23 protein-coding genes and 1 pseudogene are annotated in these 23481 nt (G+C 61.5%); 17 read left to right on the forward strand and 7 right to left on the reverse strand.

Annotation, left to right across the window (positions count from 1 at the left end; all coding sequences use genetic code 11):
- Positions 1 to 364: 364 nt before the first annotated feature.
- The 6 genes from QF036_RS24715 to QF036_RS24740 all read left to right on the forward strand — a co-directional run bounded on the left by QF036_RS24715 (position 365) and on the right by QF036_RS24740 (position 7406).
- Entirely contained in the window at positions 365 to 796 is a 432-nt protein-coding gene (locus QF036_RS24715) for a hypothetical protein (RefSeq protein WP_307106362.1), read from the forward strand.
- Positions 797 to 879: 83 nt separating this feature from the next.
- A complete protein-coding gene (locus tag QF036_RS24720) occupies positions 880 to 1230 on the forward strand; it encodes a DUF3846 domain-containing protein (RefSeq protein ID WP_307106364.1) in 351 nt (116 codons plus the stop codon).
- 627 nt (positions 1231 to 1857) lie between these two features.
- Positions 1858 to 2838: a DUF4192 family protein gene (locus tag QF036_RS24725; protein ID WP_307106366.1), complete on the forward strand. Its 981-nt coding sequence runs from the start codon at positions 1858 to 1860 to the stop codon at positions 2836 to 2838.
- 539 nt (positions 2839 to 3377) lie between these two features.
- Positions 3378 to 6074: an ATP-dependent DNA helicase gene (locus tag QF036_RS24730; protein ID WP_307106367.1), complete on the forward strand. Its 2697-nt coding sequence runs from the start codon at positions 3378 to 3380 to the stop codon at positions 6072 to 6074.
- Positions 6075 to 6317: 243 nt separating this feature from the next.
- On the forward strand, positions 6318 to 6488 hold the full coding sequence (locus QF036_RS24735; RefSeq protein ID WP_307106369.1) for a hypothetical protein: 171 nt from the start codon (positions 6318 to 6320) through the stop codon (positions 6486 to 6488).
- A gap of 531 nt (positions 6489 to 7019) precedes the next feature.
- A complete protein-coding gene (locus QF036_RS24740; RefSeq protein ID WP_307106371.1) occupies positions 7020 to 7406 on the forward strand; it encodes a DUF1622 domain-containing protein in 387 nt (128 codons plus the stop codon).
- A 222-nt stretch (positions 7407 to 7628) separates the two neighbouring features.
- On the opposite strand, the gene QF036_RS24745 is transcribed toward QF036_RS24740, so the two are convergent.
- From QF036_RS24745 to QF036_RS24765, 5 genes are all read right to left on the reverse strand, one after another.
- Positions 7629 to 7817, reverse strand: coding sequence for a hypothetical protein (locus QF036_RS24745; RefSeq protein WP_307106372.1), 189 nt, complete (start codon positions 7815 to 7817; stop codon positions 7629 to 7631).
- 82 nt (positions 7818 to 7899) lie between these two features.
- A complete protein-coding gene (locus tag QF036_RS24750) occupies positions 7900 to 8313 on the reverse strand; it encodes a hypothetical protein (protein WP_307106373.1) in 414 nt (137 codons plus the stop codon).
- Positions 8314 to 9059: 746 nt separating this feature from the next.
- Positions 9060 to 9206, reverse strand: a complete 147-nt coding sequence (locus QF036_RS24755; RefSeq protein ID WP_444875991.1) for a helix-turn-helix domain-containing protein — start codon at positions 9204 to 9206, stop codon at positions 9060 to 9062.
- 86 nt (positions 9207 to 9292) lie between these two features.
- Positions 9293 to 10381, reverse strand: a complete 1089-nt coding sequence (locus QF036_RS24760) for a GNAT family N-acetyltransferase (RefSeq protein ID WP_307106375.1) — start codon at positions 10379 to 10381, stop codon at positions 9293 to 9295.
- Between the two features lie 1298 nt (positions 10382 to 11679).
- Complete coding sequence (locus tag QF036_RS24765) at positions 11680 to 12099, reverse strand: hypothetical protein (RefSeq protein ID WP_307106376.1); 420 nt, start codon at positions 12097 to 12099, stop codon at positions 11680 to 11682.
- Between the two features lie 135 nt (positions 12100 to 12234).
- Between QF036_RS24765 and QF036_RS24770 the strand changes: the two genes are divergently transcribed.
- The 11 genes and pseudogenes from QF036_RS24770 (at position 12235) to QF036_RS24820 (ending at position 22446) form a co-directional block, all read left to right on the forward strand.
- On the forward strand, positions 12235 to 14472 hold the full coding sequence (locus tag QF036_RS24770) for an ATP-binding protein (protein ID WP_307106377.1): 2238 nt from the start codon (positions 12235 to 12237) through the stop codon (positions 14470 to 14472).
- Positions 14473 to 14771: 299 nt separating this feature from the next.
- Entirely contained in the window at positions 14772 to 16568 is a 1797-nt protein-coding gene (locus tag QF036_RS24775; protein ID WP_307106378.1) for a glycoside hydrolase family 15 protein, read from the forward strand.
- Positions 16569 to 16839: 271 nt separating this feature from the next.
- A complete protein-coding gene (locus tag QF036_RS24780) occupies positions 16840 to 17460 on the forward strand; it encodes a carboxymuconolactone decarboxylase family protein (protein ID WP_307106379.1) in 621 nt (206 codons plus the stop codon).
- A gap of 483 nt (positions 17461 to 17943) precedes the next feature.
- A complete protein-coding gene (locus QF036_RS24785) occupies positions 17944 to 18216 on the forward strand; it encodes a glutaredoxin family protein (RefSeq protein ID WP_307106381.1) in 273 nt (90 codons plus the stop codon).
- A complete protein-coding gene (locus tag QF036_RS24790; protein ID WP_307106383.1) occupies positions 18213 to 18416 on the forward strand; it encodes a hypothetical protein in 204 nt (67 codons plus the stop codon). The genes QF036_RS24785 and QF036_RS24790 overlap by 4 nt, the downstream gene beginning before the upstream one ends.
- Before the next feature lie 79 nt (positions 18417 to 18495).
- Positions 18496 to 18918: a single-stranded DNA-binding protein gene (gene ssb, locus QF036_RS24795; protein WP_307106384.1), complete on the forward strand. Its 423-nt coding sequence runs from the start codon at positions 18496 to 18498 to the stop codon at positions 18916 to 18918.
- The gene (locus QF036_RS24800; protein WP_307106386.1) at positions 18893 to 19069 is read left to right on the forward strand and encodes a hypothetical protein; all 177 of its coding nucleotides are present in this window, start codon (positions 18893 to 18895) and stop codon (positions 19067 to 19069) included. Before ssb ends, QF036_RS24800 begins: the two co-directional genes overlap by 26 nt.
- Positions 19070 to 19126: 57 nt before the next feature.
- A complete protein-coding gene (locus QF036_RS24805; protein ID WP_307106388.1) occupies positions 19127 to 19795 on the forward strand; it encodes a DNA-binding protein in 669 nt (222 codons plus the stop codon).
- Positions 19792 to 20058: a ParB family protein gene (locus QF036_RS24810; protein WP_307106390.1), complete on the forward strand. Its 267-nt coding sequence runs from the start codon at positions 19792 to 19794 to the stop codon at positions 20056 to 20058. The genes QF036_RS24805 and QF036_RS24810 overlap by 4 nt, the downstream gene beginning before the upstream one ends.
- Before the next feature lie 2 nt (positions 20059 to 20060).
- Entirely contained in the window at positions 20061 to 20363 is a 303-nt protein-coding gene (locus QF036_RS24815) for a helix-turn-helix domain-containing protein (RefSeq protein WP_307106391.1), read from the forward strand.
- Between the two features lie 729 nt (positions 20364 to 21092).
- A pseudogene (locus tag QF036_RS24820) lies at positions 21093 to 22446 on the forward strand (ParB/RepB/Spo0J family partition protein).
- A gap of 415 nt (positions 22447 to 22861) precedes the next feature.
- Here the strand turns inward: QF036_RS24820 and QF036_RS24825 are convergent.
- The gene (locus QF036_RS24825) at positions 22862 to 23170 is read right to left on the reverse strand and encodes a hypothetical protein (RefSeq protein WP_307106393.1); all 309 of its coding nucleotides are present in this window, start codon (positions 23168 to 23170) and stop codon (positions 22862 to 22864) included.
- Positions 23171 to 23179: 9 nt separating this feature from the next.
- Entirely contained in the window at positions 23180 to 23416 is a 237-nt protein-coding gene (locus QF036_RS24830; protein ID WP_307106395.1) for a hypothetical protein, read from the reverse strand.
- Between the last annotated feature and the right edge of the window lie 65 nt (positions 23417 to 23481).

Here is a 23481-nt window from a genome sequence, read left to right on the forward strand (position 1 = left end):
GCGTCCGCTGGCGCGGCCGGCTGTTGGGCCCAGGTGGCGCCGTCGCAGAGCTCCGGACCCCCTGGCCCTGTCTTGTCTGCGACGTTTTGGCTGCTGTCCCAAGGGATTGTACGTGTCCGCTCCGGCCCGTCGAGCCCCTCCGTTCCTCCGGGGCCTGCGGCGCAGGAAATGTCCCTCCGGCGCTCCTTCGTCGCTGATTTCCTCCGGGAATTTCCCGCACCTTGCCCAAGGGTAGACAGGCCTCCGTCGGCCACAGCTCCGCAAGCTTCGCCAGCAGCCAAAACAACGGGGGGAGAGGGGAAGCTGGCCGGTCACCATTGGCCGCCCCACCCACCAACCCTTTCGGCAAAAAAGGAGCAACACCATGAACGCAGTCACTAAGAGGACCGTGACCACCGTCGACACCGGCGAAACAGTCCACGACGTACCCGTGCTCATCGACTACCACATGAACGACGGGTACGACTGGATGGACGTCATCAGCGAACACGGCTGGGCCGTGATCCCCAGCTGGGGCTGCGACGGCTGGGACCTGGGCCAGTGGCCTTACGTCATGGTCGCCGGAATCCGCACCGCGGACGCGATCGGCAACCTGTTCGGCATGGCCACCTATTGCGAGGGCGACGTTCGCACGTACTGGTTCAGGACAAAAGCCAGGTTCTGGACCGCGATAAGTGAGCAGGCGTTCTTCCACTGGAATAACGGACAGGCCCAAGGCCCCGATGACCTGCCCGAAGCCGCCGCCGAAATGCCCAGCCGTTACCGGATGCCCTGCACCCTCACAGGCGCGGCCTAACCCCATCACAAGCCGGTGCCCCGCCCCAAGCGGGCGGGGCACCGCACCACCCCAAGACACATCATCTGAGAGGACGAACCCCGATGAGCACCTGCACCGCCCTGATCATTCCCGCCGACCTGAAGGAACCGGCCCGCGTGGAAACCATCGACGCCGGGTTGGAGACGCTGCAAACCCTCGTGGCCGGGAACATCGAAGCCGTGAGCGGCGATGACTGGCACTTCTACCTGAACGAGGAAGGCAAGATCCTGAACCTCCCACCGAACCGCCGGACCGCGATGCTGGTCCTTGAAAAAACCGGGATGCTGGCAGACGTGTACTGCGGAAACGTCGTGTTCCTGGGAGAGACCCACGACGGGGACGAAGGCAATGTGCCCGAGCACCTGATCGACCTCGCGCAGCAGCTCTTTGGGCTCGAACGGGAAGCCGCCTAACAGGCCGGGCACTCACTTACTCAAATACTCAAATGAGTAAGTGGGTGCCCACCTCCGGCGTGAGGGTCCAGTTGCGGGCGGGCGGTCCGCCGCCAGTGGCTTGGTTGAGTGTCTGGTCGGCGGACCGCCATGTCGCCACAGAAGCCCACACCCGCCTGGCACAGGCGGCAAGCCGTGGCCTTCGCCGGACTGGGCGGGACCGGGCGGGGGCAGGGAGAGCATGCTCGCATGGCTCGCACCCCAATCTGGCGTCCACTCCGCAAGCTCCGTGGCCGGCTGTGGGGTCCAGTGCTGTCCTCCGCAGGGCTCCGGCCGTCCCTGGCCCTGTCTTGTCTGCGACGTTTTGGCTGCTGTCCTGACGGATTGTACGTGCCCGCTCCGGCCGGTCTAGCCCCGGTTCCGCAGGCTCCACCGGGGCCTGCGGTCCGGGAAATGTCCCTGCGGCGCTCCTTCGTCGCTGATTTCCTCCGGGAATTTCCCACACCTTGCCCTGAGGGTAGACAGGCCTCCGTCGGCCACAGCTCCGCAAGCTTCGCCAGCAGCCAAAACAACGGGGGAGAGGGGACGCTGGCCGGTCACCATTGGTCGCCCCACCCACCAACCCTTTCGGCAAAAAGGAGCAACACCATGACTGAAAAACTGACCATCACCGGTTCCGCTGACCTGATCGCCGCCGTCCCGCACCTGCTGGGCGTCCAGCCGAAGGAATCCTTCGTCGTGCTGACGGCCCGCTCCGGGACATTGGGCGCCAGCCTGCGCATGGATGCACCGGCAGAGGCCGCCCCGGGCGATTACGCGCAGATGATGACCACCTACGCAGCCCACGACGACAAGGCAACAGGGTCCTTCGTCATCGTCTACACCGACGAAGACCCGGAGTACGGCTACCCCTACGCCGCGCACGTCGCTGCTCTCACCACCGAGCTGGCCACGGCACGGATGCCCGTCCGGATGGTCCTGCTGGTCACCGGCACCTACTGGGCAACCTACGGCACGGCAGAGAAGAACCCCCTGGACGCGGTCAGGGACCGCAACGCCAACGTCACGCTGACCTACTACGGGTCCGCCCCGCACCTTGAGGTGTACAACCCCGAGCTGCTGGGCACGTGGGCGCTGCCCGTGGAGGCGCCGGAAGGCACCGAGGAGGATCTTGAAACCGCATGCCGGACGTGGGCGGCCACGCTGGACGGGACAGATATGCCGGACACGGACACCGCCCGGCAGCTGGCGGCAGCATTCCAGCACCGGCACATCCGCGACTACCTGTTCCGGGACACCATCACCACCCACAACGGCAGCTTCGGTGACGTGCTGACCGGAAAGTTCACCGCCCGTCCGGACTGGGACCGCGTGGACCGCGCCGAGGCTATCGCGTTCGAGCTGATGAAGGCCGTACCGGCCGGGCAACGCGCCCCAATGCTGACCCTGATGGGCTGGTTGGAATGGCTCAAAGGCCGCGGGTCCCAGGCCGACCGCTACCTTAAACTCGCCGCAGAGGACGTTTCGGATTTCCGCCTCGCGGAGTTGTTGCGGGAACTGATCAACCGGGGTCACGTCGCCGACGTCGCCCGAGACGCTGACACGTCCTACAAGCGCCGCCTCATCTAAGAGGGAAGCTGGCCGGGGCCCGATCACCACACGATCCCACCCGGCCCTCTTCTTGGCGGTGGCGGGGCGGCCTCCTCCGCTTCGCTCCCCCGGCCGCCGGCAACCCTGCGCGGGCGCAGCACCTTGCCAGTGAAAGACCACCAGCTCGACGACTGTAGTTCGACGACGAGCTATAACACCGGCGGCGACGCTGCCCGCGGATTTTCCTTTGTTGAGCGAAAACAGGGAAGGAACGCACCCATAGTGCGGGCCTTACCGCATTAACCGGCCACCTGTGCGGTTGAGGTTCCAGTCGTGCCAGCCTGATCGCCGCTCTGCTAGGTTCAGTGTCTCGCCGGTTGGCACGGCGAGGCGCTTGCTCCAGGACTTGAGGCGCACTAGAGAATGAACGGAGCATATGTCTACACCGGGATGAGAGCAGAACCCATGAGTCCTACCCGACCGTCAACCAAAGACGGCAACCGCACCATCTACGGTGTGACTATCTGCCTGCACGGCGCTGTTCCGGTACGGTCGGGGCGTGTTGAGGAGGTTGGGCGATGAGCACGGTCGATATGCACATCCGCAGCATCGACGAGACGATCTGCGGCAATATCGCCGTCCTCGGACATAACCGCGGACTTCTGTCGCAGAACATGCTCTCGCAGCTGCGGAACCTGGTTGAGGGTGTGGCAGTTCGCGTTCACACCAATAACGGGTATACCGAGCATGACTACGACGCGATCACAGCGGGCCTGGCATTCGTCAAGTCCCGCGGAAAACTGGCCTTTCTAACCCGCTTCTATACGTTGCTTCAACCCAGCGCCTCGCACTATACGTTCGATGGTGACGGATCTGAGCGGCTGATGCTGAAGTACTACGAGTACCTGCACCGCCTCCGGGCATTCATGCATGACTCGTTCGGAATGGACGTGCTGGCTAACCTTGAGTCGTTCCCGATCGACCTAGACCCATCACTGCGCGAGTACCACGAGAAGATTGCGGAGCGGATCACGGCCGTCCGTCAGCTTCCGAAGGACGGCGACACGTCGTCGCGTTATTACGTCCTCAAGACTCGTCCCTTCTTTGTCAGAGGCCGGATCTTTTATGAGGTTACCTTCTGCAACCCGGTCGACAAGATCAGCAAATTTGACCGGATCATCGCCTTCACGGACCAGGACATTGGCGATAAGTACGCTGCTATGCTCACCCTCCGATCTGAGGCGATCGAGGTGCTCGGTCAAACCATGCCGATTACGGTCATTCGCGGCTGGGAGGTCTCGATCCGCCCGTGCGAGCTGAACAACTTCGCGCGCTTCTTCGGGCCTAGGACCAACATTGGATCAGGCAATACCGAGTACCGCCTCCTGATGCAATACCTGACTGCGACCAGCTCGACGCTTGTCGACCTCGTTGATCTGCCGGATGACCGCTATGAGCGCGTGAAGTTGAAAGTCACTGAACGTGCCAAGAGCCCGCGCTTCTTCCCCATTCTCGACAAGGCACGTCGCATTATCCAGGAGAGCGAGCCGGGGCACGTCGTGCTTCGATATCTGATGCTTCACATGAAGAACGTGGTACTTCGGGAGCAGCATAGTCGTGACGAGTGCGGCCGGCTTTCGGGACTGAATCTTCAATGGGGGTGCATCCCATTTGATGAGATGCCGTTCTGCACGTCATTGCCGCGCCACAACCCGCGCTACTGGGATCTTATTGATGTACTCGACCCAAGCGACCGTATGCACGAGCTGCTCGCTCGCCGCGTCAAGAACAACGTCGATCGTCGGGGCATGCTCTACACGCCGCTTGGCGACCTGGCCCCTATGGGTGACGTCACAGCACTTATTAGGCGGCATAACGATGCTCTGTACTACAAGCACAAGGCTCGCTCGCTCGATGTTGATCGCGGACACGTATTCATCCGTGGGTACGAGAACGACATCGTGCAAATAGTCGAGAAGATCCAGGGACATGCCGCATCCGGCGTTGGAGGCTGGGAAGACGCCATCGAGCACTGGCTCGACGAGCGCCCAACGCTGATCGACGATGTAGCGAAGGTCGACGCGCTGAAGTCACTTTTTAATGAGTCCCGCGTTGCGCTGATCTATGGGGCCGCCGGCACGGGCAAGTCCACGATGGTCAACTACATCGCGAACTACTTTAATGAGGAGCAGATGCTCTTCTTGGCGAACACGCATCCAGCGGTAGACAATCTCAAGCGCAGAGTCCAAACGCAAAACGCCGACTTCAGAACCATCGCCAGTCATAACTGGAGGACCGGTGCCGATCCTGAGTACGAGGTTGTCGTGATCGACGAGTGCAGCACTGTGAGCAATGAGGACTTGCTCAAGATCCTGGAGGGCACCAGGTTCAAGCTCCTGGTGCTTGTCGGGGACGTCTACCAGATCGAGTCGATCCAATTCGGCAACTGGTTCGGAATCATGCGCTCTTTCGTCCCAAACCAATCGGTCTTCGAGCTAACAACGCCGTACAGGACCAAGAACGACGGGCTTCTCGGGCTGTGGCAGAAAGTCCGCAACGTCGATGATGACATCACCGAGGCAATGACGCGCGGCGGGTACTCGACAGTGCTGAGTGAAAAGTTGTTTGAGGCCCAGCGAGAAGACGAAATCATCCTCTGTCTGAATTACGACGGGCTCTACGGCATCAACAACATCAACCGGTTCCTGCAGAGCAGCAACCCGAACGCTTCGGTCCCGTGGGGCCCGTCAATCTACAAAGTCGGTGATCCGGTGGTGTTTAACGACGCTGAACGATTCAAGCCCGTTATCTTCAATAACTTGAAGGGCACAATTGTCGGTATTCAGAGGGAGCCTGGCCGGGTCCGGTTTGAGATTGACCTCGACCGCGACGTGACGGAGCTATCGGTTTACGGGACGGAGCTCGAATGGGTACGTGACTCAGTTGTCGCCTTCGACGTCTTCGAACTTGCGGACAGCGATGAGGACGACGAGTCGCTCAACACTTCCATTCCCTTCCAAGTCGCTTATGCCGTATCAATTCACAGGGCGCAGGGCCTCGAGTACGAGTCCGTCAAGGTCGTCATCACCGACGCCAACGAGGACGATATCTCCCACAGCATCCTCTACACGGCGCTGACGCGCGCTCGTGAGAATCTGCAGGTCTTCTGGACTCCGGAGACGCAGCAGTCTGTCATCGGGAAGCTCGAGCAAAGAACCAATAAGAAGGACGTGAACCTTCTTTCGGGTCGCCGCAGCCTGGCGCCCGTTACGTAGGTCAGCGCGGTCCGCAGAGGCGAACGGCGTGCACTCATATTGGAACATGGCTCATTTCATCTGATCAAAGTTGGTTCAACAAGAGAGGCGAAATAGGGGCTGGAGTTGTCTATAGGAACATCTCCCCCGGCCGCCGGTAACGCTGCGCGGGCGAAGCCACCTTTGCCAGCCGCGCGCAGAAACCACGGCTAGGGTGAAAGGGACAACAGCGTCCTATTCATCCAGGTACAAGGGGAGCAGCCCGTGGCAGCAGAATTCCATATGACCGACGACGACACCGTCAGCCCCGACGCCAGCCACCTCGAAGACCTGATCGAACTGAGCCTGCTCACCGCAGAAGACAAGGGCCCCGGCCCCGTGGACTATCCCGTCAAAGACCACCGACTGCCCGAGATGGAGCTGGACGGGCCGTAAACCACCCGGCAGCGAGGACGCTGCCCCGCAGAGATCTCCTTTAGCAGAGGAACCCGAAGGGAGCCGGCCACATGCCGGCTCCCTTCCGGGTTAACCCGGAATTGCGGGGTATAGGACAAAACGTGTGTAAGTTCCGGTGGTACCGCCGCTGACCCGCAGCGGTTTCCCGAACCAAAGCCGCGACCACAAATCCAACACTCCAGAGTTGCAAGCACCGCAGCCACCCTAAGCTCCAAAAGCTTAGCTGCCCAGGCATTTCCCGGCGTGACTGGGAAGCTGGCCCCTCCCATACACACGTTTTGTCCTATAACCCCCGCTCTCGCAACCCGCCCCTGCCGGCAGGAGTCTTCCGGCCGTCCTTCCGCAGGAGCAGGCCGTGGACGAGGCAAGGAACGGGCAGGACAAGCCCTGCGGGTGATGGGACTGCCGGGCGGTGGCTGCCGGTTCCGGTTACCCGGTGGATCACGCAAGAACTTGGGTACGTCTGATCTGGTGGGCCTGCCGCACGGCAGCGAACGGTAGGGAGACGGAATGGATTTCAAGCAGATCATCGAGACGGCCGGGCAGTACATGGACTTCGCGGGTGTCGCGATCATGGTCATTGGCGCCGTGGTGTCTATCCCACTGGCTGTCCGCGGCCGGAGCTTCCCCCAAGGCAGGGAAGGGCCGGAACGTCAGTCGGTGTACCGACAGTACCGGCAACTGCTGGGCCGTTCCATCCTCCTGGGCCTTGAGCTCCTGGTCGCCGCCGACATCATCCGCACCGTGGCCGTGACCCCCACTTTCACCAGCGTGGGGGTCCTCGCCGTGATCGTGCTCATCAGGACGTTTCTGAGCTTTTCGCTGGAGCTGGAGATCACCGGGCGCTGGCCCTGGCAGAAAGAGGAAAAGGCCACCACGGCGGCATCGTCCGCCTAAATGTGGGGCAAGTCCGGAATCATCAGCCCGCCGGGAAACGGGTCGCGGCGGGTACCGATGGGACCTGTGGCCGCGGCTGCTGACGCTGGGAGCCCTGTTTGAGCGCAGGGCGCGAAGAAACGCGTCGTCATCGCGAAACGCAGTGCGGCTTGCCCGTGGAGCGTCGCCCAGGCCGGATTCACGGTTGCCTCCGGCGGACCCTTGGCTATCACAGGGCCCTGGTTATTCCGTGGCCCTGTGACTGGCCTGTTGCTGGTGCCGGGCCAGCTTTGCCTCGGCTTCCCGGCGGCGATTCCCGATGGCCGAGACCTGGGCGGCGGTGGGGTGGCGGTGCTCGCGTTCCCAGGCGTGATCGTTCACCCCGGTCCGCAGCAGCTTCTCGTCGCTATGGAGGCCCTCTTCTTCATTCATGGCTGAAAATCCTTTCGTGGCCGCCCGGGGCAGCACCCGGGGCGGATGGTGGTGTGGATGTAACGCTCCGCTGTCAGGGGATTCATTCGGGCAGTTCCAACCGGAACCCGCACGCGCACGTCAGGACGCGGATCGGGAGGTAGACATCCAGCAGGTTCGGGCGTGCTTCCGCGGCCCAGGGTGCGGGGAGCCGACGGAGCTCCGAACCGGTCTTCTTCATGATTCGTCCGCAGTGCATGTAATGCCACCCGAAAATGAGCACGGTCGCTCTCCGGATCCCGTGGCCCAGGTCGGAGACGCGGGCGGGATGTTCGCTGAAAAGCTGGCACCGGGCGCAGGTGTAGGCCACGACAACGACGCCGGTCTGATGCTCCGGCGGATCGGTGACCGATCTGATGGTGAGGTCGCGGTCGGTGCCGCAGCGCTCACACATGACCGGCAGCACACGGGCCCGGCCGGCATCCCCGGACCCTAACCCGGGAAATCCGAGTGACACGATCAGCCCGGGCACGGGCAGATCGACGGGGAAGGGCTTTGGGCCGGGACCGGCCCGAGCCGGCTGCCGGAGCCCGCGGCGGCGCCAAAGTGAAGGGGTTGATGGGCATGCGAGGTGGCCATGGCAGGCTCTTTCCTCAGGTGCAGGACGGGCCGCCACGAGGCAATAGCGGCATCGCTCCTGGTGTGCTGCACATCGTCAGGAGGGGCTCCCTGCTGAAAACTGCGGCAACACAGACGCGCAGGGTCCTGTGCCGAAAGTACCCCGCGCTCCCAAGCCCTGTACATAGGCGCTGAATATACAAGACCGCACCGCACACTAAGCGGAGACCAAAGGTCCCCTGCCTGCGCGGGGGAGAGCGGGAACCAGCACCGGCCGGTCACCGCTGAAGCCGGCAGGCTGCAGGTCATGGAGGAGAGTTGGAGCGCGCCGGGACTCCGGAAGCGGGCAGATTCCGACCGACAAAAACAGGCCATGGACCACCATGTCGGCGGACGGTGCGGCCAGCAGCGGCCGGTTCCGTGGCCAGTCGTGGGCACTTCTACTGCGCTCTGTTCCGAGGACCAGGTGCCGGTGGTGTCGTTTTCAGAAGTCGACTGCACAGGCGCCCGCGGAATTCCGGGGTAGTGCAGACGAGTATGGACATTGAAATGTCAGAAGTGCCCTGCACGGAATTGCATTCTGCTCAATAGTCCTCAGCACCAACAGTCATTTTTTCAGGAGTCGCCTGCGCCAACCAGCAGGAACTACTTCCTTGGTGCCTCGGTCGAGCCTGTTGCCGGGATCCATCTGTAGAGGGTGGGCACGGAGACTCCCAGGGTGTCGGCGACCTCCCGGGGCGGTGTTCCCTGGTTGAGGAGCTTTCGGGCTGAGCGGATCTTGGCATCGGTCATGATGCGTTTGCGTGCCAGTCTCGACATTGCAGATATGGCCAATGTGTTTAGGTCCAGGCGGAGTCTCCACGCCATGCCTATGCCTGTTACCTTCGGCGCTGCCACTCGCCGCTGTACCCGGCGGGCCGGAACCCCAGCACCACGTTGATGGCCAGCATATGTCCGTTCTCCGCCGCGTTGAACGTGAGTATCCGTTCAACCGAAGGACGTTCAGCCTCCAACCGCCGCAGATTCAGTATCTTGACCAGCATGCCGAGCCGGCTGCCGCGATGAGCCCTAGCAACCAATGTGTCGTCCTGCACCGCTAACCAAGGTTTTGAGGCGGAGTATTGCAGGACCGAGTAGGCGGCCAGCTCGCCACTCGGCTTGTGCCGTGCTACGGAGACCAGCGACTCCATGCCTGACTGCTTCCACTCGTCCTCGACGTGCCGGACGCGCTTGGCATCCCAAACCTGCGACTCGAAGTGGAGCTCCCCTGACGGGCTGTCGGTGCTCATCCGGGACATGAGAACTGCCATCTCGTCTACGTAGTCGTCGGGGCAGCGGTCTGTCCACGTGAGGAGGTCATAGCAGTTCCCGGCGATCGAGCATGCCTTTTGTTCCAAGGCATCCAGCGTTCCATCCGGCACGGGAAGATCCAGGGCGCTGAATTGGGTGACCTGTTCCAGCGCGTAGCCGGCGGCCAGCGCGAACTTCACCGCACGGGAATCCGCGGGCACACCGCCCGTGCCGGTTCCCGGCTTCAGGATGCCGGGTCCATGGGGGTCAAAGCCTGCGGCATGTTCCGTGGAACTCTGCACTGTAGTGCGGCCGTGGCGGGCCGCGAATTCCTCGGCATGCCGCAGCAGCATCTGACCGATTCCCCTACCCGTGAACTCATTCAGAACGTCAACCCGGACCATCGCAACGTCGAGGTTCTCCGCCAAGGGCAGCCCGATGCTCGACCTTGCCACCATGCGCCCATTGACGCGGACGAAGTAGAACCGCGCCTGCTTGTAGTCGTCGTCCCTCCATGATTCAAGGCGTGCTTCGCGGGGAGCGGCCAAGTCCAGATTCCCCCACGTTTCCAGTATCAGTGCGTCGCTGAGTTCGCTGAATTCCAGGAAATCCGTAGCCTCCGGCGACTGGGTCGATGATGGCAGGATCAGAGGTTCTATACGGAAGGACGGCGCCATGTGATCAGCCTTAGCGAGATGAACACAATCCTCGACCGTAGCGATCAGTGGGGCTTCTTTGCTGTTGTTGTAAAACACCGTATTGCTCCTCAGGGAAGTGAATGGTTTGTCTGTCTTGCACTGCCAACCGAACACGTCGGGACGCGGCAGCCATTGCCCTTCCGGGAAGGCTGGCTTCACGCTTAGCAGCCGCCAGCAAGTCTCATCAAGGGATTCTTTGCTGAGACTTTGCCCGTCCGGGTCCGGATCCCGGATCCCGGATCCCGGATCCGGGATGTGAATGTTCTGGCGGACTGGCGGTTTAGTCGCAACTCACATTGGCGGTCCTGCGGCACCGGGCGTCGTGCATGCCCTGGGTTTCGAGTCGGGGCATGGACAGTCTGCTTCCTGCACATGACCTGTGCGTTCACCAAGCATCACCGCTCAACTGCTCCGCTGAGCATAGGGACTTCTTACGCCCGCACACTGCATGCCTGCAGCGCCAAGGTCCTGTCTCTGATCATTTGTAAAGTCCTAGGCAAGCAGAGAGGCCACCCCTGTTGTCGGAGTGCCCAGTGAGGAGTGGCGCGAGGGGGCGCCGAGTGTGGCGCCCCCTCATCTGACGCTATGGCCAGATGCTGAAGTTTCTGCTTGTCACAGTTATCGGTCCCTGGGTGAGTCCGTTGGACGTCACCCAGAACTGGACCCGGTGAAAAACTTCTTCCGCGGTCCCACCCTCGTCCCCTGTGGATGTCAGCAGAAGCGTGGGAGTCACCCACTTTATTCCAGGTGCCGAGAACTGCAGGGCTTTGCCATCCTGTGTGGGTGTGTACCAATTCTTCAGTACATCGTTCGAATTGCCAGGATCGTCCTCCTGGATTATCTGCCGCATGTGTACTTGGACGCCGCCTCTGGTGCAACTGGCGCTTATGGGGTAGTAGATCCACTTCTTGGACGTCAACGGGTCGAGGCGATTGAAGTATGGCTTCCCGGCCGTGACTTTGCACGGACCCAGATTCCCCGATGTTGCGGCATTGGCTGCTGGGGCGATCGCTAGCGGAAGTGCCGCCATGCCGAGGGAGAGAACCGCTGCTGCCATCGCCGCCCTCCGAGTGGCGCGCGTGCCTTTGGTGCCGTCGGTAGTGGAATGTGCGGTCCTTGTTGATTTAAACAATTTGACTCCTGGTTGGGAATTGATTTTCTGGTCATGCTGGGATGGGTTGCAGGTTGAGAAGCTGCCTAAACGCAACTGCTTCTCGGGGTTTCCTGCTTGGAAGCCTGAGCGGAACGTGGTTCCGTTCAGGCTTGTTACGCCGGGGTTAGGCGGCGAACAGTTCGCTCTCTGGAGCCCGTTCGGTTTCTTGTTCTGCTGCTTGCAGTGGAGCGAGTAGTAGTGATTGCTGCTCTTCTGTCAGCAGCTCGGGAAATACCAGAGCGAGCTGCGCGAGATGCAGCGCGGCAACGATGTAGTAGGTTCCAGCTATCTGCCCCATGGTCGCCAGGACCACGCACCGGACTTCGTGGACGCTTATCGTGCAGGCGTGTTCGGCTAGGGCTATCCGGGCTTCCACGTGAGCAAGGTGTTGTTGCACTTCTTGATCCTTTTCAGCAACGGCGCGTAGCTGTGGTGCTGACCATTTGCGTCCGACAACACGGTCATGACACGAAGCGGACTGGGGGGTGCCTTGGCCTTTGATGTCTATGGCTTTTGCTTGGAAGTCGTGCAGTGTTGCCGTCATTGTGGTGTCCTTGTGCGAGCGGAAGTTGCTAACTCCATTCGACCTTTCCGGGGAAGGTTCAACATCCGTGCTTGCCACTGAAAAACATTCCGTGGAGCCCTGTGCGGATCAAATACGTCATGCGATTCTTAGGACGTGCAGCGTGGATTGGAGATCCGGCGCCGTTCGCTGCGTGACGCTGGTGTGTCGAAGCGCGAGGTGGATGTTTTCTGGCTCGTGGGGGAGCGTCTGCGTAACAGGGAGATCGCCGAACGTCTGCATCTTTCAGAGCGCACCGTTGAAAGTCATGTGTCGTCCCTATTGCGCAAGCTCGGTCTGGCTGATCGGTCATCGTTGATCGACGCGGCACAACAAATGCGGGTATCCTCGGCGGCCCTTCCCTTGCCGATGCCGTTGTCCTCTTTTGTTGGCAGGAGTGAAGAAGTCTCAGAGCTGCTCGATCTGGTCCGCCGGGAGCGACTTGTAACGGTGATTGGGCCAGCAGGAGTCGGGAAGACACGATTGGCCCTGCAAGTGGCCGCCTCATCTGCCGGCGTACCAGCAATTCTGGTTGATCTGGCAACTGTTACCCCTGGAGGGAACGTGGAGCGCGTCTTTGCTGACGCCTTAGGCATGACCGCCCAGGGGGGACCGTTGCGGCCCCAGCTTCTGGAAGCGATTTCTGCAGGAGAATATTGGTTCCTGGTGGATAACTGTGAGCATGTCGCGGCAAATGCGACCTCGCTCCTGACGGCTCTGCTGACCCGCACCACGACTTTGCGCATTCTGGCCACGAGCCGCGGACCCCTGCACATCCCGGGGGAAGTGGTCTATGAGCTCATGCCGCTTGCTCTTCCAAGTCCTGTCGGTGACCACGAGGAACTTCTCAGCTCCCCTTGCGGCCGGCTGTTCGTTGACCGAGCGGGCTCGTCGGCACCCAAGTTCCGACTTACGACTGAGAATTCCAAAGACGTCGTACAACTGTGCGTCCGGCTGGAAGGGTTGCCGCTGGCCATTGAACTGGCCGCCTCAAGAATCCGCGCATTTTCGCCTCGTGAGATTCTTGATCATTTGAACGACCAGCTGGCTGCACTAAGGCAGGTCGACCAAGACACTCCTGCCCGCTACAGAACTCTGCGTGAAGCACTGCAATGGAGCTACGAGCTGCTCGATCAGAAGGAGCGAATCCTTTTCGAACGTTGCTCGATATTCCGAGCGGTCTTTGGCTATGGCACAGTGCTCGACACCCTCTGCTACCCGCCATTCCAGCCTTCAGAGGTAGCTGTCCTATTTCCTGGTTTGGTGGACAAATCCTTGATTTCCGCCAGCCGTGATGGCGAATATACGGAGTACCGCATGCTGGATAGCGTGCGGCAGTTCGCGTTCTCGCTCCTGGTGCAGCGCGGGGAAAGTGACTTTCTGCAAGGACATTACGCCCGTCATCTCTTTCACCGCGCTGCCTCTTTGCTGCAAGACCTGCAGGGCGGAGACCAGATATTCGCGCTCAAGTGGTTCAACCAGAACTGGATCGACGTGCGCTCCTGCATGGAGTGGAGCTTGGAACATGAACACCACGAGTTGGCATGGGAATTTCTGGCGGGAGTGGGAACAGGTTGGGAAATTCTTGGCGCAAAAGGCGAACTGTTCGATTGGCTGGATGTTCTACTGAAGTCCGGGGTTCCTGATGGAACGCTCGGGGTAAAGGCTGAAATCACAGCAGCAGTCCTGTTGGACTACCAGGACACGGCCCAGGCTCTGGTGCATGCGCAAAGAGCCCGCAAAGCCGCCACTGAACTGGGCGACGAAGGCAGCACTGCACTGGCCGAATGGTCACTGGGATGGGTCACGAAGTATGAAGACCAGGCCTCGGCCACGAAACACCTGCGCATAGCTGATCAACTATTCCTTCAACTGGGCGACGAATGGCACCATGCCCTGGTCCTTGAAACTTTGGGATGCGCGGAAAACGACACCGAGAGTGCTGTCGAGTTGCTGATGCAGGGCGCGCAGCTTTTCGGCGATCTTCACGATTATGTGAAACGAGCAAACTGCCTCTGGCGAATGGCAAACCGTGCGATCCGCGACGGCACGCGAGCGAACGATGCCCGTCAATGGTTGGACGAAGCCGAGCGCCTGGCCTACCGCACGGGAAACCGCCACGAGCAGCTCCACGCTGAACTATTTCGCATCAGGCTGGACCAATATCACACCCTGGATTCCGAGCATGGTCCTCGCCTTGATCAGTTACTCAACGACTTCAGAATCCTGGGCGATCAGCGCTGCATGTGCCGGTGCCTCCTCAGCCTCGGCTATGAGTCGATACACTCAGGCAACTTCCGATCCGCAGACCGGCAGCTCGCTGATTCTGTCAGACTCGCCGCGCGGCAATTCTAAACTCGCTGCAACCCTCCTAGGAGCGGCACGAACAGTAAGCGAAAAGCTGGAGGGAACAATCGTGGATGTCCCTCCAACTGACCCAGCCCTAAGCGACGTCCTTCGCACCAGCCTGGGAGGCGAAGCGTACGCCGAGGCCGTAGCGGTAGGGCGACGAACACCTATCGAGGAACTCCTCGCGTACAGGACCCCGGGCCTCCCGTTGCGACCTAGGAACTACTGATTCAGATGATTTCGTCGGTGAGCGGGTCTCTACATTTAAGGGTGCAGAAGATGAAGGTATGTGATGGAGTTGCTCCATGACCTCGCGCATCGAGGACTACGGATTCATCTCTGACCTTCACACCGGCGCCCTGATATCGCGCCGCGGCAGCATCGACTGGCTCTGCTTCCCCCGCTTTGACTCTGATTCCGTGTTCGGCGCCCTCTTGGGCACCAAAGATCATGGCCGCTGGCTCTTAGCACCCACGGACGAACATGCCTCCCTCCCAGCTCCCGCCACTGTGAACAGGACGTACCGAGACTCGACTTTCATTTTGGAGTCTCACTGGAGAACCGACGAAGGCGACGTTCTAGTGACCGATTTTATGCCGATCGGACACGCGGGCAGCTCCATCGTCCGCAGAATCGAAGGGCTTACAGGGACTGTTCGGATGCATCAAGAGCTCGAACTCAGATTCGGATACGGAAAAATCGTTCCCTGGGTTCGGCGAATACGTGACGATCATGGCGAGGCGCTACTGGCTATAGCAGGTCCCGATGCCGTACTCCTGAGAGGACCGGCTCTCCCTACAGCAGACTTCAACCGTTCCCATGTCGGCGAGTTCATCGTCGAGGCCGGTCAGGTCATGGATCTGCACCTATGCGGTTATCCCTCTCACGAAGGTGCTCCTGCTCCCATCGACATCAGTACGGCGTTGGAAGAAACGAGCGCCTACTGGAAAGGCTGGGCCAGTCATTACGTTAGCCACGGGCCCTACGGCGAGATCGTGAAGCGTTCACTTTTGGTACTGCGGGCACTTACTTACGAAAAGACAGGCGGAATCGTGGCGGCCCCCACCACATCACTTCCGGAACAATGCGGGGGCAAACGTAACTGGGACTACCGCTTCTGCTGGCTCCGTGACGCCGCCCTCACGCTCGAAGCGATGATGACCCATGGCTTCCGACGGGAAGCCCTGGTCTGGCGCAATTGGCTCCTCCGGTCAATCGCGGGTGACCCGCAGGACCTGCAAATCATGTATGGCGTAGCCGGGGAGCGGGAGCTGAGAGAGCGAGTGCTGACGCATCTGCCAGGATACGAAGGATCCTCGCCTGTTCGGGTCGGCAACGGCGCATACAAGCAGTACCAAGGCGACGTTGCAGGTGAAGTCATGCTGGCCTTGGAGAGGCTGCGCAACGATGGCGTGCACGAAGACCATTTCTCTTGGCCGCTTCAGCGCAGTTTGCTGCATTTCGTGGAGATGAGCATCACCCGCAAGGACCACGGCATCTGGGAAATGCGAGGCGAGAAGATGCACTTCACACACTCTCGCGTCATGATGTGGGCCGCTCTGGGTTGCGGAATTCGGGCGGTCGAAGAAAATGGGCTTGAAGGTCCGGCGGAGCGATGGAAGAAACTGAGGGACGTGCTCCGGGCGGAGATCATGGAACTTGGCTTCAACCGAGAAATATATTCCTTCACTCAGACCTACGGCGGCACTGAAGTCGATGCGTCGCTGCTGATCCTCCCGCAAGTTGGCTTTCTCCGCTACTCCGACGACAAAATGCTCGGAACCGTTGCCCGCCTAGAGAAGGACCTCCTCAACAACGGTCTCCTTCTGCGCTACCGGACCGAGACTTGCTCAGACGGACTTGATCCCGGGGAACATCCGTTTCTTGCGTGTTCGTTCTGGCTCGTGGAACAGTACGCCCGGACCGGCAGAGACATGGAAGCCCGGAGCCTCATGGACCGGCTGGTCAGTTACGGAAACGATCTCGGTTTGCTAAGCGAGGAGTACGACACGGACAATCAGCGGATGCTGGGCAACTACCCCCAGGCGTTTACACACTTAGCACTCATCAGAGCAGCCGACGCCCTCAACGTAGGAAATTAGATTCAGTCCCAGATCGGTTCTGGTGGTCGTCTCTTACCGGGAAAAAATCCCGGCCGCCGAGTGGCTTCGAAGTTCAACAAGAAACTTCCGTCCCGCTGCATCCTCGACTGACCAGGCGTGCTTGAGGGGTCTGGCGCACGTCGTTTACACACACGCGTCGTTTACAAACTACGGTCCGGAGACCACAATTAGTCGGATCATGGCCCCGCCGGGTGGCTGTGCGCGGAGTGGCGACCGCGGGGTTGCCCGCAGCCGATCCCAAGGAGCGTTCATGACCATCCTGAGAATGACGCCGGAAAACGAGGCGTCCGGGCTGACGGCTGCGATCTACGATGATGACCGCCGGTCCCTCGGCTACGTACCAAGCCATACGAAGGCCATGAGTCTGAATCCGGAGGCCTACATTGCATTTGAGTCTCTTATTAGTGCCATCAGGTCTTCTTTGGGCCTTCGCCGGTACGAACTGGTTACCCTGGCGGCTGCCCAGGGCATCGGCTCGACGCATTGCCGGTTGGCTCACGGGAAGAAGATGCTCAGCATCCTTGGCGAAAATGAATTGATTGCCATCGCCAGGGACTTCCACAACGCCGGACTTTCAGAGGCTGAGGTTGCGATGATGGACTACGGGCTGAAGCTCAGCACCGATCCCGCGAGCATGACGGACAGTGACGCGCAGAAACTCCGCGATTTAGGGTTCAGCGACCGGGAGATCGCCGATATTACGTTCGCGGCCGCCGCACGAAACTACATCAGTCGGGCGGTGTTGGCCATGGGCGTCGACCTGGACGTCCCCGAAGGCATTAGCGATGAGCTGCAGGACGCGCTACTGGCACCGCTGCCCCAGATGCAGCTTAAGTTGGCAGTGCCCCCGAAAAGCTCCGGCGGCAATTGAGGCAGGAACCAGAGTCGTGGTCTCCCCATGCGTTACGGGCCGATAGTTATATGCGATATGGCTCCTGTGCCATCGGAGTGATTCACGGGAATTTACGTATGGGCGAAACTGCCAGGGGGAGCCTCAGTTAGCAGTCACCCCTTCAGGATGACGTCATTTTCGCGGCAGCTGGGCCGCTACGACAGCGAATAATCGGTGATCCCGTTCTCAGTGAATAAGACTTCGTGACTTCCGGTGCAGACGGCTTCTGAAACTGACCCGTGCAGATGAGTTCTGAAATTCTGTGCAGTCGACTTCTGAAACTGACAGGCTATCCGCCGGCAGCTGACGGACCCACCACGAAATCGTAATAGTTATGGTCGGAGAAACCCCTAGAAATAGGGGAAAAAGGACTACTCATTCAGTTGAATGATTGCTAGAATAGAGGTAGAAAGTCAGCCAGACGAACCTAACTAAGAGTGATACGAAACCCAGGACTGAAAAATGACTCTCACCATCTACACCAAGCCCTCCGGATGCTTCGGCTGCACCAAGACCAAGCAGAAATTCGTTGAGGCCGGCCTGCCATTCCGTGAAGTGGACGTCACCACCAATCAGGCCGCCCTCGAGTACATCACCGAAGAACTCGGCTACTCCCAGGTCCCCGTCGTCGTCTACGACCGGGACGGCACCGAAAACCACTGGTCCGGCCTGAACCCGGGAAAAATCCAGCAGACCATCGACATCGAAACCCGCCAGGAAGGGGCAGCTTCATGACCTCCCCGAAGAACACCATCGAACGCATCCTCACCGAACAGGACATCCCGGCCACCCTGCAGGCCGACGAGGAACTCCGCGCCATCGCCCACAGCATCGCCCGCCTCGAGACCCTGCGAGAGATCTACTGCTCCCAGCTGACCGACCGGGCCAACGAACTCCTCCGCCCAAGCAACCCGCACCACCACGCCCGGAACTGAAACACCAAGGCCGTACGCCAGCCACGCCTCCTGATCATTACCGCCAATACGCAACCAGCACGAGAAGGAACGAAACCAAATGTCAGGCGAAATCACCATCACCGTCACCGGAAACCTCACCGCAGACCCCCAACTCCACCACACCGCCGCCGGGGCAGCAGTCGCGAACTTCACCATCGCCTCCACCCCCAGGACCTACGACACGCAGACCGGGGAATGGAAGGACGGCGACACCCTCTTCCTCCGCGCCACCGTCTGGCGCGAGGCGGCCGAGAACGCCGCGGCGTCCCTGGCGAAGGGAAGCCGCGTCGTCGCCACCGGCGTCCTCAAGTCCCGCACCTACGAAACCACGGCAGGGGAGAAGCGCACCGTCATCGAACTCGAGGTCGAGGAAATCGGCTTGTCCCTGCGCTACATCGCCGCCACCGCATCAACCCTGGCCGCCCGCCACGAGCCTGCAGGAGCCTCGGCCGGCGGTGGCCGGGCACCACCCGGCCGATGACTTCACCATCAGCCCGCGGGAATACGCCGATGACGACGCCTGGTTCGGCACCCGAGCCAACCCGGACGGCCGCGTCAACATCCACATCGCCGGTGTCACTGACGCTCCCGGCCTTCCAGAACGGCGTTACAGGCGTCTAGCCGGAAAGTAGTAGGAGTAGTATCGTTACTACTACTCCTACTACTTCTGTTTGTTGCCGGAGATGATGATGACGCCAAGCCCGAAAGACCGTGTCTACGCCGCCGCGGAGCGGATCAGCGCCGAGCGGCGGCCTACCGTCTCGACCGTCCGCGCCGCGGCGGGCGTGAGTAACGCGGACGCCACGCGGTACCTGAAGGAATGGTCCGAGGAACGGCAGGCCGCCGGCAGCCGGCTGGCCGCGACCCCGGCCGTCCTGCTCGAGGCCTCCGCGCGGCTGGCCGGCACGGCCTGGGCCGAAGCCTCCGCCCTGGCCGACGAACGGCACGCAGCAGAGGAAGCAGTCTGGGCGCAGGAACGCAAAGACAAGGACGCCGAGATCGCCGAGCTCGTCGCCGACCTCGACCACCTCACCGAAGAGCACGACGCCACCGTGTCCGGGCTGAGGACGCAGGTCGAGGAACTGCAGACGCAGCTGGCGGCCCTGTCCAGGGAACTGGACCAGGCCCGAGCCGCGGAACAGAAAGCCACGGCCGCGGCAGCAGACGCCGCGACAAAGCTCGCCGCCGCAACCGCCCGGGACACCGCCCTGCAGGCCGCCTACGACGCGCTGCTCGCCCGCATCACCCCACCCGGACCCGACACCATCAACCACACCCACGGCGACCACACCGCCAACACCGACGCCGCTAACCAAGACGCCGGGGATCAGGATGCCCGGGGAGACGGTAGCCGATGAGTGTGAAGAAGATTGCAGCGTTCACCCCGTACTTCACCGAGGACGAGGCCGGGCAGGTCCGTGCGGCGTTCCAGGCCGCCGGGCACCTCGAAGGGGACGCGAGCGTGTCAGACTTCATCGTCCGCGCGACCATGCGCGAAGTGAAACGCCTGCAACGCAAACACAACCAGGGCCGGGCATGGGAACCCGTCCCGGCAGGGTCGCTCCGGCGCGGACAACGAACCCGGGACGAAATCCGACAACGCGACACCAAGGACAACTGACCATGCCCCGAAAAACCACCGAACCGCCCACGGAACCGACCCCGGAACCACCGGTTCCGTCCGACCGGGAGCTGCCGCGGATGCTGTCCCTGGAACAGGTCCAAGAGGTCCTGAACATGAAGGCACCCCAGGTGTATTCGCTGGTGCGCAGCGGAGAACTTAAGGCCGCCCAATTCGGTGGACGCGGAATTTGGAGGGTTCGGGCCGACGACCTCTTGGCGTACATCGACGCCGCCTACGCCAAGACCGCCGAGCGGATCGCTTCCGGACAGATCCCGGAAGGCGAGACCGCCCCGGAAACCTGATCTGATCTGTTCCACGTGCCCGGTAAATGCTTACGCGTCTGAACAAAAACCCCAGCGCACGTCCCCGCTGAGGACGTTCCAGATGATATTCGCGGCCTAACGGGCCGGGCACTCACTTACTCAGATACTCAAGGAGTAAGTGAGTGCCCACCTCGGGCGTGAGGGTCCAGCTGCGCGGGGGCGGTCCGCCGCCACTGGCCGGTTTGAGTGCCTGGTCGGCGGCGGACCGCCATATCGCCACAGAAGCCCACACCCGCCTGGCACATGCGGCAAGCCGTGGCCTTCGCAGGACTGGGCGGGACCCGCGCGGGGCCAGAGGAAGATGCTCGCTGGGCTCGCACCCATGTGGGCGTCCACTCCGCTTCGCTCCGTGGCCGGCTGTGGGGCCAGGGCGCGCCGTCGCAGAGCTCCGGACCCCCTGGCCCTGTCTTGTCTACGACGTTTTGGCTGCTGTCCTGACGGATTGTACGTGTCCGCTCCGGCCGGTCTAGCCCCGGTTCCGCAGGCTCCCCCGGGGCCTGCGGTCCGGGAAATGTCCCTGCGGCGCTCCTTCGTCGCTGATTTCCTCCGGGAATTTCCCGCACCTTGCCCTGAGGGTAGACAGGCCTCCGTCGGCCACAGCTCCGCAAGCTTCGCCAGCAGCCAAAAACAACGGGGGAGAGGGGAAGCTGGCCGGTCACCCTTGGTCGCCCCACCCACCAACCCTTTCGGCAAAAAAGGAGCAACACCATGAATGCAGCACCCACGCTGGAAATGCTGGACCCGGCCACGCTGACGGTCGATGTCAACGTCCGTAAAGACGCCGCCCTGACCGCTGACTTCATCGCCAGCATCAAGGAGCACGGTGTGATGGAACCGGTGATCGCCCACCGCAAAGATGACGGAACCGTGCACGTGCTGATGGGACAGCGCCGCACCCGCGCCGCCGTAGAAGCAGAGCGGCCCCTGATCCCGGTGATGATCATCGAGTCCCCCGAGGAAGCCGAACGGATCGTGACGCAGGTGGTGGAGAACATCCAGCGCGCGGAACTGACCGAAGCGGACGAAGCAGACGCCTATCACCAGCTGTCGCTGATCGGTGTTTCGGCAGCCGCGATCGCGAAGAAGACCGGGCGAACCAAGACGACTGTGGAAAGCGCCTTGAAGGCCAAGTCCTCAGACGCGGGCGCCGCCGCCCTGGGCAAAGGATGGTCCATCGAGGAAGCGTTGATCATGGCCGAGTTCGAAGGCCACGAGGACGCCACGGAGGAACTCGAATCGGTCATCGTGGACGAACCCGACCAGCTCCTGCACGTCGCCCAGCAGCTGCGCGACCGCCGCGAAAGCGCCGCCGCCCTCGCCGCGCTTCGCGAGGAACTGGAAGCGCAGGGCAAGACCATCGTGGAGGACGCCGGACACTACGCCGACGACGACAACCTCCGTCACCGCCGCCAAAAGGGAGGACGGGGAACCGGCCACTGAAGACGACGCCAACGCCGTCCTGATCACCACGGACTACCGCGGTGAGCACCGGACGCACTTCGTGATCGCGGGGTGGAAGGACTTGGGCTTCGCGCCGAAGTACGAACGCTACGACGGCGGCACCAGTGTGCGGAAGGGGCCGATGAGTGACGAGCAGAAGGCCGAGCGCAAAACCCTGATTGAGAACAATAAGGCGATGTTGTCCGCGCAGGTTGTACGCCGTGAGTTTGTGACAGGCCTACTGGCGAAGAAGCAGGCACCCAAGGGCTGGCAGTACTTCACCGTCCACGCGATCACGCACCACCCGGAAACGGCCAGCGGCTACGACGGCGAGGTGGCCGCTGGCATGGCCGGGGCGAAGGTTGACGAGGCTAAGACCTGGGCGTGGAATCCGCTCCGCACGCACGTGGCGAAATCCACGGCACGTCCTGAGTTTTCGCTGATCGCACTGGTCTGCGCCGGGTATGAGAAGACGATCGCGAAGGACTCGTGGCGGTCCCCGTCCCAGACCCACAGGGACTACCTGAACCAACTGGTTCTGTGGGGCTACAAGGCATCAACTGTCGAACAGCTGATTATCGACAGCGCTGAGCCGACCGGGGAGGAAACCGCAGCGGCATAAGACACCATGGCCGGGCGGAACCCCACCGCCCGGCCATGGTTTCCCGCCGATCACCACGGCAGGGCCGGGAACCTCCCAAACGGCGGGCGGTCCGCCGCCAGGGCGAACCACGGCAGCCACTCACCAGCGGCGGACCGCCATTGTGCGCGGCCTGGCCGCATGCCTATCCAGGGGTGCCGCGCATACCAAAGCGGTGGGCAGCTGCCGCCGTTCTGGGCGCAGCGTGCAGCAGCCATCGGATGTGTTGGCGTGCCTATTCAATGCACGTTCAGGGGTGCGTTAGAGTGGACTACAGATTTCCTTTTGCCGAAGGACAAAAAAGGACCGGAATGTTCCGGTCCTTTTTTGTATGTTGTCGTGTCTCAGGCAGCCGACCGCGACCACCATTGTTTCGACAACGCGTGGTCCGAAGGGATTACTGTTCGCCGAAGGATGTGGCGTTGTCCTGGTCGGATCCCTGTTCCGACTCCGTGGAGCGCTTAGCCGTCCGCCGACGCTTTACGGCTGATGGTTCGAGACCAAGTTTCTTCAGTTCGTCTGCGCTCCATCCGTCCCGTGTTGCTTGCACGTAGGCGCGCTTATCGTCGCGTTCAGCCGCAACCAGCTGGTCACGCAATTCGTTGATGCGCTGGCGGCTCTTCACCAGGGCGGTGACGGATTCGATGCGGGAGTCCAGCAGTGCGCGGGCTTGGTTGCGTGTCTGTTCGATGTCGAGGGTAGCCATGAATCCAGACTAACGATTAGGCGACGTCGACTGGTGACTGACGCGCCCTTCGGCGCGCGATGTTCCCGCCGAGCCTGAAAGATTTCCAGCCAGGAGGCCGGCGTTTTTGGGGTCGTTGAACCAGTCGCGTAGATAGTCGTCGGAGTAGCTGATGGTTCGTGCGGTGAACTGGAAGTATTCGGGGCCGATGCCGCGCTGCCGCCACTGCCGCAGCTGCGTCGCGGAGACTCCGTATTGCCTGGCCACTGTGGTAGGTGAGATGAGAGCCAAAACTGTACCTTTCGCTTACCCTATGCCGCGTTCCTTTCGGC

Source organism: Arthrobacter globiformis, assembly GCF_030817195.1.
GTDB classification, from domain to species: domain Bacteria; phylum Actinomycetota; class Actinomycetes; order Actinomycetales; family Micrococcaceae; genus Arthrobacter; species Arthrobacter globiformis_D.